Origin of the sequence: Marinococcus halophilus, from assembly GCF_900166605.1 — a bacterium.
Classification (GTDB): domain Bacteria; phylum Bacillota; class Bacilli; order Bacillales; family Marinococcaceae; genus Marinococcus; species Marinococcus halophilus.
The window spans coordinates 261,667-275,003 of the sequence record NZ_FVZD01000006.1 but is presented as its reverse complement, the minus strand read 5'-3'; the positions used below and the strand labels follow the sequence as shown (position 1 = coordinate 275,003).

The following is a 13,337-nucleotide window of genomic DNA, read 5'->3' as shown; positions in this document are numbered from 1 at the left end:
CTTTGTTTATTCTTTCTCTGTCTCTGCCACATCTCTTCCTGTACCTGCCTTCAGCCGTTGTTCAATTCTGTCTACAACGTTTTCGGGGTCTTCATCGTACAAATACATGGAAACAATCTCTTCGTTAAAAGTGTTGTCGGCTCTAGCATAGTCACTCGTATACGTTACTTCCGGTATTTGTGTAGCAATATCAGCAAAGTCGGCATAAACTGACTGGCCATCGAAGTATTCCTGGCCTTCCTGAAAAATAGGGGCATCATATGCTTCAGTCAGCGACGGAAACAGCCCCTGGCTTTCCAATCCATCCAGTTGGGCCTCCAGGTTTGTTGAAACAAACTCACCAAATAAATAAGCTGCTTCTTTCTGGTCGGAAACTTGAGGGATTGCATAGCTTGAACCACCGCTGTTTGCTGCACGGACGCCCTGCTCTTCAAACTTTGGAAGTGGGAACATTCCCCATGACCCTGACAGCTCCGGCATCTGGTCCACCATTGTTCCGTACCACCAGACCGCATTCGGAAGCGTAGCCACTTCACCATTTTTCAGGCCAGCCACCCGGCCATCCCAGTTCGTAACATTCGACATAATATCTTTATCTTCAAATTCCTTCATCAAATCTGCAGCCCGTCTGGTTTCTTCCGATCCAACAGTCAGCTCCCCGTCACTGTTAAAATAAAAGGCATCCTGTTGATGAATCATAAAGCGGTTTAACGGAACAGACTCGTTCAAGGTCAGGCCGAGCATATCGGCTCCGGTTTCATCTTTAATAGTCTCCCCAGCTTCTACGTAATCGCTCCAGGTTTCAATGGACTCTGCCTCTACACCTGCTTCTTCAAAGATATCTTTTCGGTAAAATACGCCCACCGGGCCAACGTCCCTTGGAAAAGCAATTACATTACCGTCTTCATCTTTGATGGATTCTTCCTTGGTCGGAGTAAAGGAGCCCATATGTTCTTCAAAGCCCGATTCCGAAAGGTTCACAAATGTATTTGGAAAATCATTTTGAAATGACGGAAGCCTTTGGTCCTCTACCTGTACCAGGTCCGGAAGCTGCCCGCCCTCCCCAGCTGCAAGGCCTGTAATCAGCCTTTGATATACCTGATCCGGGCCTTGTTTATTAATGTTTACCTCTATATTCGGGTATTTCTCATTAAAAACAGGCACCATTGTTTCCAAAAAATCTGCTTCAAGTGCCCAGGCCCATACGGTGATTGAACCTGAAACACTCTCCGGGTCTTCCGGCTTTTGTACTTGGTCTGTGGAAGCTGTATTTCCGCCGCATGCGGAAAGAATTAATGAACTGCCAAGCAGAAGCGCAGCTGAAGCTTTAAGGATTCTTTTCATATATGCCCCCGTCCTTTCTGTTTTGGACTGTTTTATTTATTTTTATATTATCCTGCACCCCCTGGTGCAGGCGCTGATACCAATGGGCCAGCCAGACAAAGTAGAAGATTGGTACACTCGCCCCGAAAAACAATGTAAGTCCTGGTACGAGCCATACTAAGTACAGCCAACCCCCGCCTCCAGCAATAAACCCGATTGACAAAGGAAGTCTGCCAATACTAAGCAGGAATGCCTGTCCAAGTTCACGCGAGAGCGGACGCGGAAGAGCTTCGCTGAATATCAATAAGTATATGAGCATGACTGTCATTACAAATGCCGCTGTTCCCGCCAGGCCAATAATCAGAGTCTGGAAACCGTCTCCAAGGCTTTGCAGCATTAACGGCTGCATGCCTGCTGCTGTCATAAAAACTAATATGCCAGTGGCCCTCAGGTTCATTTTCCAGAAAAATTGTTTATAAAATTTAAAGTACATACGCAGCGAAGTACACTCCTGGGCCAGCTCCTTTTTCCATATTTCTGAAACGGCTGCGGTGGCCGGCGCCCATCCAAATATGACCCCTCCCGCCACCGTGCCTGCCAGCCAATAAAGGTTTAACCTGGCCGCCCTCACTACCCACTCCATCAATCGGAGCACTTTCATCTTTTTGCCTCCTTTTAATTGAAGTAAAAATTTAAGTAAAATGTTAACGTTTTCATTTTATCTTAGGCTGTTTTCCTTTCAACGTCTTATCAAAAGCAGAACTCTCTTACTACATTTGGAACAAAGAATCCATCTCATTCTCATTTTGTTTACGGCGTTTCTATTGAGCGTAAAAAAGCAGCTCTGCTTTACGCAGAACTGCTTTACACGCTGTTATTCCACCAGGCCAAACAGCCTTGGCAGAAACAAGCTGATTTCCGGAATAAATGCCACTAATACCAGTGCTGCGACAAGCGGCACATAAAACATCATCAGCTTTGGTATAATCTTTTCAATTGATACTTTGCTGACACTGCTGCCGATAAATAGCACAGTCCCGATTGGAGGCGTCGTGACCCCGATGGCAAGCGCCATGGCCATAATCATCCCAAAATGTACCGGATGGATCCCCATTTCTGTAGCCACCGGGAACATGATAGGCGTGAAAATCAGCAGGGCCGGCGCGACATCCATAAACGTGCCGACGACTAACAGAATCAAAAGCATTATAAGTAATAAAATAATAGTGTTATTGGTCACGGACAGCATCGCATTAGTGATTGACTGCGGAATCTCCGCATAGGCAAGCACCCAGCTCATCGCCGTCGACGCCCCAATCAACAGCAGAATAATGCCCGAATAGGAGACAGTTTCCTTTAAAATCTTTGGAAAATCAGAAAGTGAAAGACTACGGTAAATTAAGCAAAGCAAAAGCGCATAGAATACTGCTACTGCAGCACCTTCTGTGGCTGTAAATATTCCCCCGGCAATACCGCCGATGACGACTACAATTAAAAACAAACTCGGAATAGCCTGCCAGACGATTTTCACCGCTTCGCCGCCTCCGGTTTTATCAGCGACAGGATACTTCGCCCGTTTGGCAAGAATATAAGCCACAATTATCAGCAGTCCGACCATCAGAAGTCCCGGCAGATACCCGGCGATAAATAAAGCACCGATAGATGTGCCTCCTGTTAACAGGGAGTAAATAATTGGCATACCGCTTGGCGGGATAATCAACCCAGTCGGTGCCGAAGCAATATTAACCGCGGCGGAATAAGAAGAAGAGTAGCCTTCTTTTTCCTGTTGGGGATGCATGATTCTTCCCATCGAAGCCGCAGCGGCAATTGCCGAGCCCGAAATGGCCCCAAACATTGTGTTACCGATAATATTTGTATGAGCAAGCGCTCCGGACATTCGTCCGCCGATCAGCTTTGCCAGGTTAATCAGCCGGAGAGCAATTCCCCCATTATTCATAATGCTTCCCGCAAGCATAAAGAAAACGAGTGCCAGAAGCACAGTGCTGTCCACGCCTGTAAGCAGCTGCTGTGATACTGCCAGAAGCGAAGCGTCAACTGATAAAACCAGCAGCGCAGCGGCAAATGTCGCTGCCGCGATACTTACCGCGATCGGCACGCCGATAAATAAGAATAAGAAAAACAACCCAAATAATATTATGCCTGTCCAAACTGCTACATCCATTTATGATCCCCCTTTTCTTCAACACGGGGCGTTTCCACTTCCCGGCGGTGCATCATATTATAAATCTGATAGAAAATAACGATAACACCGCTGACCGGAAGTATGCCGTAAATCAATCCCATTGGAATTCTTAAAATAGGCGAGAGTTCAGCCATCGTTGCGCTTGCGATCGTATAGCCGCCAATCACAAGAACAAATAATGCAAAACCGATGACGATCAGGTCAATCAACCACCGGAGCCCGAGGTGGGCTTTTCCAGTAAGTTTGTCCCTTAAAAAGGCAATGGCCAGATGCTCGTCCTGGCCAAACGCATAGGCGCCGCCTAAAAAGGCAATCCATATCAATGAAAAACGGAGTACTTCTTCTGTAATAATACTCGGATCTCCAAGCACAAACCTCGTAAATACCTGCCATATCGCTGCTACAGTCAAAAATATAACCAGCGCGCTCGTAATAACTAAAAGCACCATATCGATACTCTTTTTTACTGCCTGCATGTTCTCACCCCTCACCTGTCCACTTATTCTTCCATTGCTTCAATTTCGCTGATTACCTTATCAACATCCGGGTTTTCCGACCGTCGTTCTTCGATAAGAGGCTCTACTTTTTCCCGGAATGGTTCCTGATCAGGATAAGAAAACTCTACGCCCATTTCCTCTTCTGCCTGCTGCATACTTTCTTCAATCATTTCGTCCCAGCGTTCGTTGTGCGTTTCTGTTGTCTCTGCCCCAGCTTCCTGAACTGCAGCTTGTTCTTCTTCACTTAACTCCTGCCACGTGTTGTCACTCATAATAAGAAAGTCCGGTATACGCGTATGCTCGTCAAAGGAAAACTGCTTTGCCACTTCACCATGATTGGCGTCTGTTAAGGCAATTGGGCTGCTTTCCGCCCCGTCAATGACTCCCTGTTGCAGAGAGGTGTAAACTTCAGTTGCTGAAAGCGGTGTTGGCGAGGCACCGAGCATTTCCATTGTCTCAATCGAAGTTACGTTGGTCATTGTCCGGATTTTCATTCCCTGGAGATCTTCCGGGCTTTCTATTTTTGTATTTCGTGTATAGAAGCTCCGTGCCCCGGCATCGTAATAAGTAATGCCGCGGAGCTGAGCCTCTGATAAATCGTTATACATATTATCAATTGTATCCGTTTCCATAAATGACCGGAATTGTTCGTTGCTCGAAAATATATACGGCAGGCTGAAGACAGAGAACTGCTGATCAAAGCTTTCCACGACCCCGCCGTTCACTTTGGCGAAATCAATAACCCCGTTCTGCACAAGCTCCATTACTTTTGTTTCCCCACCAAGCACCCCTTCAGCGTAAATATCAACCTGAACGCTTCCATCGGTTTTTTCTTCGACTTTATCAGCGAAGTCTTCAAGACTTTGATATACAGGACTCGCATCATTGTGAATATGTGCGAGGGTAAGTGTCTGCGTTTCCTCTGCGCTTGCTTCTGTTGTTTCCGGTGAAGAACTTTCGTTTCCACCACAGCCGGCAAGTGTTAATAGTACCGAAGAAGTTACTGCTACCGTTCCGGCCCGGGCCCATTTCCACTTTTTCATATAAGAAACCCCTTTCTATTTTTTCAGCAATGAAACATCTGATCTCTACTGCTTTGTTACTATTTTAAGCGCTTTCAAATTGTAAGTCTTATTAAATTAAGAAATTCACTCTCAATTTCAGAATAAACCAAAAATACTATGCTTAAATTCAGTAAAAAACAACTCCAGGAGAGTTGTTTTTTACTTGGTTATTGGGTGTTCAAACGAAAAGTAGTAGAACTTTGGAAATGTGTTTCTGCATTTAAATATGCTGTCGTCTTTCCTAAATGGGAAAAGTCAACCGGCAGCTGCTGGGTTTCGATGCAGATACCACGGTGCTTTTCTTTAGGTCCTGCTTCGAAATCCTGCTCAGGAATGTTGTTCGATGTGTACACGACAGCACCGGGGGCGCTCGTGATGATATCAAGGCTTCGTCCGGAAGCCTCGTCCCACACCCTTGCCTGTGGCCCTTCAGCTTCTTTGAGAATAAAGAAGTGGTCAATGCCGCCTGCCACCTCAAGCACCTGCTCATGCGAACTGTCGATATGGCTGCCGAGCGACTTGCTTCCGTTTAGTTCAAAAGGCGTTCCTGCTGTTGGGATCAGCTTTCCTGTCGGAATCAGCTCCCTATCGAGCTCCAGAACTTGCTCCGCCTGGACTTTGGCATACTGTTCAGTGATTGGGCGTTGGTTGTTTCCGCTCAGGTTTATGTACATATGCTGGGTCGGACTGAACCAGGTATCGGTGTCTGACTGCCCTCTGTATTCAACCGTGAAATCACCCCCGGCTTCTACTATGTACGTGACAGACGCCTCCACTTCTCCAGGATAGCCGTCAGTACCGTTCTTTCTATGAGTAGAAAACCGCACCCAGGCCTGCTGGTCATTTTCGCCGGCAGCTGCTTCCCAGTACACATTGCTAAAACCGCCGCTTCCCCCGTGCAAATGATGCCTGCCTTCATTTGCAGTCAAGGAATACTCTGTACCGGCTGCTGTCAGGCGTCCCCGGGGAATACGGCCGGCTACCGGGCCGACGACTGCACCGAGAAAAATTCTGTCGCGCTCGTACTGCTCCGGCCCTGCGTAGCTAAGCAGAATATTTTCTTCGATGCCGTTACGGTCCTTTGCCCATATCCGCTGTATTCTTGCCCCGAAGTTTAACAGTTCCACCCGCGGGCTTTCTCCTTTTTGAATTATCCATTTTTGCATCTTTTCGTGCTTTAGTTTTTCTTCCTGAAGCATGCTTCTCCTCCTCACACTACTTGTGATCAATACGGATAGCGGCTGTCGTCAATACTCGTCCTTTTCGTCTCCCGTGCCCAGGAGGCTGTCGTTTCCCCGGGAAGCTTCCGCTCAGCATAACAGGTTTCAAGCACCTCTGCGAGCCCGGGAATGTATGTTAAGCCAAGGGAAGCGTCCACCTGCTTTTCTTCTTCCCCAAACACATAGCTTTCCGGAAACATCTGATGCACGCTTTCGATGGTTAATAAATGGGAGTAAGACGCTTCGATACCGCAGCGGATATCCTGGGAATGCCCGAGCACCGCATCGATACACACGTTGAGTTTATGCATATGTTCGCTCTCAGGATCATTATAGCTTTTTTCGGTCCCGTTGTGCCACACTGCTTTCATCGGCTTCCCCCATTCGTAGGAAATCACTGCCTCTTCAAATTCCATATAAAAAGAAGGATTTACTTCTTTTTCAACCGCATGTGAAGCAAAAAATGCCAGATCCACTCCTCTGTCGGTTATTGCCCGTAGTGCACACGTATCAAATGTTTCAATCGGATTGGCACGGTACACTTCCATTTCCAGAGTGTCTATTTTTGCGCTTTCGTTTTTCGTGTCCCCGAGCACGTAAAACAAATTATGCATAAAGTGAGCCGTCGCGTTATTTGCTACGCTGTCAAAAATCGGTGCGCCGCCTGCGCCAAGCTTTTTACCTGCCCAGCTGGAGCGGGCATAATAAGCATCGTTCCGGGGCCAGAGCACCAGGGCACTGCCGTGAAGCGGCCGGCCGAATCTTCCTGCCTGGATATCCTCCTTGAACTCGAGCACGGCGTTACTAAACGACCAGTTAAAGCCTATCGCTAAAAATTTTCTGGTTTCATCGCGAACCCGGCGCATTTCTTCCGCTTCCTCCCACGATGCTGACGCTGGTTTTTCGCAGAGCACGTTGCTTCCCGCTTTCATCGCTGTTACCGCCTGCCCGGCGTGCAGATGGATAGGAGTAGCAATAACTGCCAGCTCCGCTTCCCTTTCAGCATAAAAAGCCTCCATCGATTCGTATACCGGAACGCCTGCTGCCTGAATATCCTGGTAAAAAGAGCTTTTTTCCGGGAAAATGTCGATTACGCCCTCAAGCCAGGAAAGACGATTTTGTTCTTTTAATGTCTGCAAATATAGTTCTCCATAGCCTGCTGTTCCTGCCAAAACTATCCGGCATGACTGTTCCATTACTGCCAACCTCCTGCTACCGTTTAATATTCACTGCCTGGTCTTGTGCTTTCAGGCTTAATTCCGCTGCTTTAAATGCATGTCTTTGCGGCATGGCTGTCGCTGTGCCGTGCACTACGTCCTTTGCCAGCCGGAAAAAGTAGGGGAAGCCTACCTTGCCTTCTACATCGTATTTTCTTTCGCCTCCCTGGTTAACCAGGTAAAGCCGCTCGCCGCGCGAGCTGTCTGTAAGATCCACATATTTTCTGAGCTCTATATACCCTTCCGTGCCCAGGATTATTGTCCGGCCGTCCCCCCAATTACTTAGTCCGTCCGGCGTAAACCAGTCCACGCGAAAATAGTGTACCGCTCCGTTGTCTCCCCGGAAGTGGGCGTCGCCGTAGTCTTCAAATTCCGGATGCTCCGGGTGCGCCATATTCGCCGCGGTACTGCTGAGCACCTCGGCATCCTGCGCTCCGCTGAACCAGAGAAACTGTTCAATCTGGTGGCTCCCGATGTCGCACACAATGCCCCCGGTCGGCTCCTGTTGAAAAAACCATTCCGGACGCGAATCTATATTCAATCGATGCGGCCCGGTGCCAAGCACCTGAATCACTTCGCCAATCGCTCCCTGTTCGATCAACTGTTCTGCGAAGCCGGCGCACTCCACCTGCAGCCGTTCGCTGTAAAAAACAGCCCAATGCAGCCCGGTGGCTGCTGCTTTCTCTTCCGCTTTCTGCAGTTGCTCAAGGGTAGTAAACGGGGCCTTGGCGGAAAAGTAATGTTTCCCATGATCCATCACTTCAAGCCCAAGCGGACCTCGCTCCACCGGGATGGCGGCACTAGCCACGAGCTGAACCTCTTCGTCCCGCAGCACCTGCGAAAGCGAACCTGCGGCCTTTGCCTCCGGAAAGTTCTGCTGAAACACGCGCACCTTTTCCGGATCGCTGTCCCATACCCATTTCACTGTAGCACCGGCGCTTTTCATCCCGTGGCACATAGCGTAAATATGTCCGTGTTCGAGACCAACGGCTGCCATTGTGAGTGTTCCTTTTTCTACGGCAGACTCTTCGTGGTGCACCGGTTCAAAATTTGTGTGTTCGGACGGCTTCGGCATTAAAACATCGCTCCTTTTGTTTCTTAACATACGACAATAGCGGCAAGCCTTCCGGCCCCGCTATTATCTGTTTAAACGTGTATATGATAAGCTTCTTTCATTTGCTTTAAGGTCTGGTCCCCAGGCTGGTCCCAAATAGCCTGGTTGATAATCTCCACCTCTATCGGGCCATTGTAGCCCTGTTTCTCGACTGCGCCGCGGATACGCGGAATATCAATCACGCCTTCTCCCATCATACTGCGGCCTTTAAACATATCCGGCAGCGGCACACTCCAGTCTGATACGTGAAAGCCCAGAATGGTGTCTCCAGCGTGTTCAATTTCCCTGTACAAAAATGGGTCCCACCAGACGTGAAACACATCCACGACGACGCCAAGATGGCTGCTCCCCACCTGCTGCTGCAGCTGATTGGCTTCTCCAAGGGTGGTAATCACCGAACGGTCTGCTGCATACATGGGATGGAGCGGTTCAATACCAAGCTTTACTCCGTGCTGCTCTGCAAATGGGAGTACTGCTTCAATGCCTTCGCGCACCCATTCCCTGCTACGAATAAGATCCTTATCAGGTGATGGGCCGCATACGAGTACAAGTACGTCTGTGCCTAGTTCTGCAGCTTCTTCTACTGCCCGTTTGTTATCATCGATGCGCCGGAGGCGTTCTTCTTTATCGACGGCCGGAAACATGCCGCCCCGGCAAACACTCGAAACCTTCAGCCCGTTGGCGTCGATGATTTTTTTACTTTCCTTTAAGCCAATTTCTTCAATTTTATGCCGCCATACAGAGATCCATGGAATGTCCTGCGCTGAGCACCCCTCGGCAGCCTCCTTAAGAGACCAGTTTTCGGTAGTGATCTGATTCAGGCTTAGAAGGTTCATATCAGGAGAAGCCATTATTTATAAACCTCCTTTGCCTGCAGGCCGGCAAGTTCAAGCATCGGCTTCATGCGTGCTGCAGCAAGCTCGGGGTCCCGGAATACGTTGGCTTCATCGGCCAGACGGAATAATTCGCTGAAATGGAGCACGGAGCGGGCGCTTTCGGCGCCTGCAATCATGCGGAAATGCGGCTGATGGCCGTTCAAATAGGCGAGAAACACTACACCGGTTTTATACGCAAACGTCGGGGGCTGGAAAATATGACGGGCAAGCGGCACCGTCGGGTCCATAATGTCATGGTACTTCTGCATATTGCCTGCATCCAATTCTTTTAGGCCAGCGGCAGCCGCCGGAGCGATCGCATCAAAGATGCCCAGAAGCGCGTGGCTGTACCCCTGCTCATCCCCTTCAATCAAATCTGGGTAGTTAAAATCGTCACCTGTATACATTCTAACGCTTTCCGGCAATCTGCGCCGCATCTCGATTTCTTTTTGGTCATCCAAAAGCGAAATTTTGATGCCTTCAATTTTATCAGCGTGCTTATGAAGAACACGCAGGCAGACTTCCATCGCCTCATCGACGTCGTTTGAGCCCCAATAGCCGGCAAGGTTCGGGTCAAACATATCTCCCAGCCAGTGCAGTATGACCGGTTCCTTCACCTGGTTCAGAATTTTACCGTACACATATTCATAATCCTCTGCCGAGGATGCAGCTTTGGCAAGGGCCCGGCTTGCCATCATAATGATTTTACTTCCGGCCTGCTCCACGAAGGAGCACTGCTCCTCGTACGCCTGCACAACGTCTTCAATGGTTACCTCCGGTCCAGGTTCCAGATGATCGGTTCCGGCGCCGCTCGCGATATTGCCGTTAACGCTTTTGGCTTCCCGGACTGAACGGGTGATCAGCTCTTTCGCATCCTCCCATACCAGACCCATGCCCCTCTGGGCAGTGTCCATTGCCTCTGCAACCGACAGGCCGAGAGACCACAGGTAATGGCGGTACTCCATCGTTTTGTCCCAGTCAATAGCGGGACGGCGGACGGGATCACTGCTGCCAAATGGGTCCGCTGTCACGTGAACGGCAGAATAAGCTACCCTTGAGGTAAATTCGCTTTTCGAAGGAGCCGGGAGCGCTTCTGTCTGCGTCAATTCATACCTGTACATACTTCCGTCTGCGTTCGGTAAATAAATAAAGTTTGTCATCAGCTGCGCCCTCCTTATATATTCAGTTCCGGCACGTCCAGCCAGCGGCGTTCTTGGGATGACTGCAGGCCAAGATCAGCCAGCTGCATGCCTTTTGCTCCTTCGAGCAGATCCCACGGGAAAGCTTCGTCCTGATGCACGTGCTTTAAAAACATTTCCCACTGGATTTTGAATGCATTTTCAAACAGCTGATTGTCCGGCACTTCCTCCCATTGGTTCTGAAAGTCAATCGTGTTTTCAAGGTCCGGATTCCACACAGGCTTTGGCGTATTCACCCGGTGCTGGGTCTTGCAGTTTCTAAGGCCGGCTACAGCACTTCCCTCTGTTCCATCGACCTGGATCGTCAGCAGATCATCGCGGTCCACCCGTACCGCCCAGGAAGAGTTAATTTGGGCTGTAATGCCTCCTTCAAGCTCCATCGTCGCATATGCAGCATCATCTGCCGTTGCTTTATACGTGTTCCCTGCCTCGTCCACACGCTCTGGAATATGCGTTTTCACCGAAGCCGAGACCGATTGCACAGAACCGAACAATTCATCAAGCACATAGCGCCAGTGCGGGAACATATCCACAACAATACCGCCGTCTTCTTCTTTTTTATAGTTCCAGGACGGGCGCTGGGACTCCTGCCAGCCGCCTTCAAACACCCAATAGCCAAACTCCATGCGGACCGAAAGTATTTCCCCGAAAAATCCGGCGTTGATCAGTCTTTTCAGCTTCAACACCCCTGGAAGAAACAGTTTGTCCTGTACGACCCCGTTTTTAACCCCTGCTTCTTTAGCAAGACGTGCTAATTCAAGCGCTCCTTCCATCGATGTGGCTGTCGGCTTTTCACAATAGATATGCTTGCCTGCTTCTATTGCTCGTTTTATGCCTTCGGCGCGCCTTGATGTTGTCTGGGAATCAAAATAAATCACATTATGTTTGTCCGCGAGAGCTTCTTCAAGACTGGTTGTCCAACGGGAAATATCATGGTCATTCGCAAGCGCTTTCAATTTTTCTTCATTTCTGCCTACTAAAATAGGATCTGGCATAATGTATTCACCCTTGTCGATCTCGACGCCTCCCTGCGCACGGATAGCTGCAATCGAGCGGATAAGGTGCTGCCTCGTTCCCATTCTTCCAGTTACCCCGTTCATAATAATTCCAATAGTATGTTCTGCCACCTTTATCCTGCTCCTCTCTAAACTGATTACTCCCAAGTCTAGAGAGAAATGTATGCGCTGTCTTATTAGTTACAGTCGTTTATTCTCATATTCGGAAATGATTTAGTGGTTATTCTGATGCCCCGTCTCGATTTCTTTGTGTCGTCCGGTACATATTTGGCGGCACCCCAACGTGTTTTTTAAACAAACGGTAAAACGTGGATAATGATTCAAACCCTACCTCAAAGCAGATGGAGACGATGTCTTTATCGCTTTCTACAAGCAGCTGTTTAACGAGCCCAAGACGGACTTCGGTCAAATACTGCATCGGTGTACGCTCATAGTATTCTTTGAAAATTGTCTGCATGTATCGTTTACTCATGCCCATACGCACTGCAATATCCTCTGCACTCTCAATGTCATAATAACGTGTCTCGATGTATTGCCGAAGGCGATCGACCCGTAGTTTGTTTGTATCTCCCGGGCCAATTTCCTGATTTGAACGGGCTAGCGTACACAGGAGTTCAGCAATATGAATCTTAAGCGCCATCCGCCACAGCTGATCGCCATGCGACTGCTCGTAAAGCATCTTCCGCATAATCTGTCGGAGTTCACTGCTGTCAATAGCACTGAAGGACTGCACACGGGCGGCACCGAAAACATTTGGGATCAGCTGTGTACGCACGTCCTGGCTCAGTTTCCCGGCATCGAATTCGAGCACCAGGACTGTCATGTGCGAATCCGCACGAATCGAATGCCTGGTCTGTGGAGGCACAATAAGAAAAGAATCTGTTGTAATATCATACACACTTTCAGCAAGTTCGCAGGCGCCGTCACCGTCAAGGACGTATAACAGTTGATGGGTTTCATGAGCATGCGTGGCAACGGTATCCTTTTCTTTATGCTTGCTTTCATACAAAGAGATAACTGCCGAGTGTTCCTTATTCTGCATCGTAGCCTTCCACCCCTGTGAAATTTTTGGTATTGTTCGACTCATGTGGATTTACTTTTGTTCATCATAGCATATGTATTCTTCTGTTTTAAAAAGAATCCGGATACCTGAAACGGTATCCGGAAAATTTTATCAAAGCACATACTTGCTTAGCGCGCGCTGTACGTCAAAAATGTTGTCATCGTTGCGAAAGGTTTTGGAAACAGGCTCTGCCGTGCTGCTGACCCATATTTTTAATTCGCTGTCCAAATCAAACGTACCGGCGGTTTCTACGCTGTAATGAGTGATGCTTCGGTACGGAACCGTATGATATTCCACTTTCTTTCCAGTCACGCCCTGCTTGTCGAGCATAATCAGCCGTTTGTTCGTAAATACCATTAAATCCCGGTACAGCTTAAATGCACTTTCCACCTGTTCTCCTGCCGTTAACCATTCCCGCATCTCTTCTTCTACTTTTTTTGGATCTGCTTCTGAAGCGTTCCCCATCAATGAATCAAACAGTCCCATAGTGCGATCGTCTCCTTCTGCTTATGAGCATAAGCTAAATAGATGGTTCAGCTTTAGTTT

13 protein-coding genes are annotated in these 13,337 nt (G+C 48.6%); all 13 read right to left on the bottom strand.

Annotated features, from left to right (window positions below):
* Positions 1-6: 6 nt before the first annotated feature.
* A complete protein-coding gene (locus tag B5066_RS07520) occupies positions 7-1,344 on the bottom strand; it encodes an ABC transporter substrate-binding protein (RefSeq protein WP_079475331.1) in 1,338 nt (445 codons plus the stop codon).
* Complete coding sequence (locus B5066_RS07515) at positions 1,328-1,984, bottom strand: YesL family protein (protein WP_079475330.1); 657 nt, start codon at positions 1,982-1,984, stop codon at positions 1,328-1,330. The genes B5066_RS07520 and B5066_RS07515 overlap by 17 nt, the downstream gene beginning before the upstream one ends.
* Before the next feature lie 213 nt (positions 1,985-2,197).
* A complete protein-coding gene (locus B5066_RS07510; protein WP_079475329.1) occupies positions 2,198-3,505 on the bottom strand; it encodes a TRAP transporter large permease in 1,308 nt (435 codons plus the stop codon).
* A complete protein-coding gene (locus B5066_RS07505) occupies positions 3,496-4,002 on the bottom strand; it encodes a TRAP transporter small permease (protein ID WP_079475328.1) in 507 nt (168 codons plus the stop codon). The genes B5066_RS07510 and B5066_RS07505 overlap by 10 nt, the downstream gene beginning before the upstream one ends.
* 23 nt (positions 4,003-4,025) lie before the next feature.
* Positions 4,026-5,066, bottom strand: a complete 1,041-nt coding sequence (locus B5066_RS07500; RefSeq protein WP_079475327.1) for a TRAP transporter substrate-binding protein — start codon at positions 5,064-5,066, stop codon at positions 4,026-4,028.
* Between the two features lie 188 nt (positions 5,067-5,254).
* On the bottom strand, positions 5,255-6,286 hold the full coding sequence (locus tag B5066_RS07495; RefSeq protein ID WP_079475326.1) for an aldose epimerase family protein: 1,032 nt from the start codon (positions 6,284-6,286) through the stop codon (positions 5,255-5,257).
* A gap of 26 nt (positions 6,287-6,312) precedes the next feature.
* On the bottom strand, positions 6,313-7,503 hold the full coding sequence (locus tag B5066_RS07490; protein ID WP_079475325.1) for a Gfo/Idh/MocA family protein: 1,191 nt from the start codon (positions 7,501-7,503) through the stop codon (positions 6,313-6,315).
* A gap of 16 nt (positions 7,504-7,519) precedes the next feature.
* On the bottom strand, positions 7,520-8,599 hold the full coding sequence (locus tag B5066_RS07485; RefSeq protein ID WP_079475324.1) for a Gfo/Idh/MocA family protein: 1,080 nt from the start codon (positions 8,597-8,599) through the stop codon (positions 7,520-7,522).
* Positions 8,600-8,670: 71 nt separating this feature from the next.
* Complete coding sequence (locus tag B5066_RS07480) at positions 8,671-9,489, bottom strand: sugar phosphate isomerase/epimerase family protein (RefSeq protein ID WP_079475323.1); 819 nt, start codon at positions 9,487-9,489, stop codon at positions 8,671-8,673.
* Positions 9,489-10,673: a dihydrodipicolinate synthase family protein gene (locus B5066_RS07475; RefSeq protein WP_079475322.1), complete on the bottom strand. Its 1,185-nt coding sequence runs from the start codon at positions 10,671-10,673 to the stop codon at positions 9,489-9,491. Before B5066_RS07475 ends, B5066_RS07480 begins: the two co-directional genes overlap by 1 nt.
* Positions 10,674-10,687: 14 nt before the next feature.
* A complete protein-coding gene (locus B5066_RS07470; RefSeq protein WP_079475321.1) occupies positions 10,688-11,839 on the bottom strand; it encodes a Gfo/Idh/MocA family protein in 1,152 nt (383 codons plus the stop codon).
* 109 nt (positions 11,840-11,948) lie between these two features.
* Entirely contained in the window at positions 11,949-12,770 is an 822-nt protein-coding gene (locus B5066_RS07465) for an AraC family transcriptional regulator (protein WP_079475320.1), read from the bottom strand.
* Positions 12,771-12,902: 132 nt separating this feature from the next.
* Positions 12,903-13,277, bottom strand: coding sequence for a PH domain-containing protein (locus B5066_RS07460; RefSeq protein ID WP_079475319.1), 375 nt, complete (start codon positions 13,275-13,277; stop codon positions 12,903-12,905).
* Positions 13,278-13,337 lie beyond the last annotated feature (60 nt).

Bases quoted from the DNA above. Each gene is read 5' to 3' on its own strand.
- B5066_RS07515 (WP_079475330.1), bottom strand. From the start codon at position 1,984: ATGAAAGTGCTCCGATTGATGGAGTGGGTAGTGAGGGCGGCCAGGTTA.
- B5066_RS07465 (WP_079475320.1), bottom strand. From the start codon at position 12,770: ATGCAGAATAAGGAACACTCGGCAGTTATCTCTTTGTATGAAAGCAAG.
- B5066_RS07505 (WP_079475328.1), bottom strand. From the start codon at position 4,002: ATGCAGGCAGTAAAAAAGAGTATCGATATGGTGCTTTTAGTTATTACG.
- B5066_RS07520 (WP_079475331.1), bottom strand. From the start codon at position 1,344: ATGAAAAGAATCCTTAAAGCTTCAGCTGCGCTTCTGCTTGGCAGTTCA.
- B5066_RS07490 (WP_079475325.1), bottom strand. From the start codon at position 7,503: ATGGAACAGTCATGCCGGATAGTTTTGGCAGGAACAGCAGGCTATGGA.
- B5066_RS07500 (WP_079475327.1), bottom strand. From the start codon at position 5,066: ATGAAAAAGTGGAAATGGGCCCGGGCCGGAACGGTAGCAGTAACTTCT.
- B5066_RS07475 (WP_079475322.1), bottom strand. From the start codon at position 10,673: ATGACAAACTTTATTTATTTACCGAACGCAGACGGAAGTATGTACAGG.
- B5066_RS07460 (WP_079475319.1), bottom strand. From the start codon at position 13,277: ATGGGACTGTTTGATTCATTGATGGGGAACGCTTCAGAAGCAGATCCA.
- B5066_RS07495 (WP_079475326.1), bottom strand. From the start codon at position 6,286: ATGCTTCAGGAAGAAAAACTAAAGCACGAAAAGATGCAAAAATGGATA.
- B5066_RS07485 (WP_079475324.1), bottom strand. From the start codon at position 8,599: ATGCCGAAGCCGTCCGAACACACAAATTTTGAACCGGTGCACCACGAA.
- B5066_RS07510 (WP_079475329.1), bottom strand. From the start codon at position 3,505: ATGGATGTAGCAGTTTGGACAGGCATAATATTATTTGGGTTGTTTTTC.
- B5066_RS07480 (WP_079475323.1), bottom strand. From the start codon at position 9,489: ATGGCTTCTCCTGATATGAACCTTCTAAGCCTGAATCAGATCACTACC.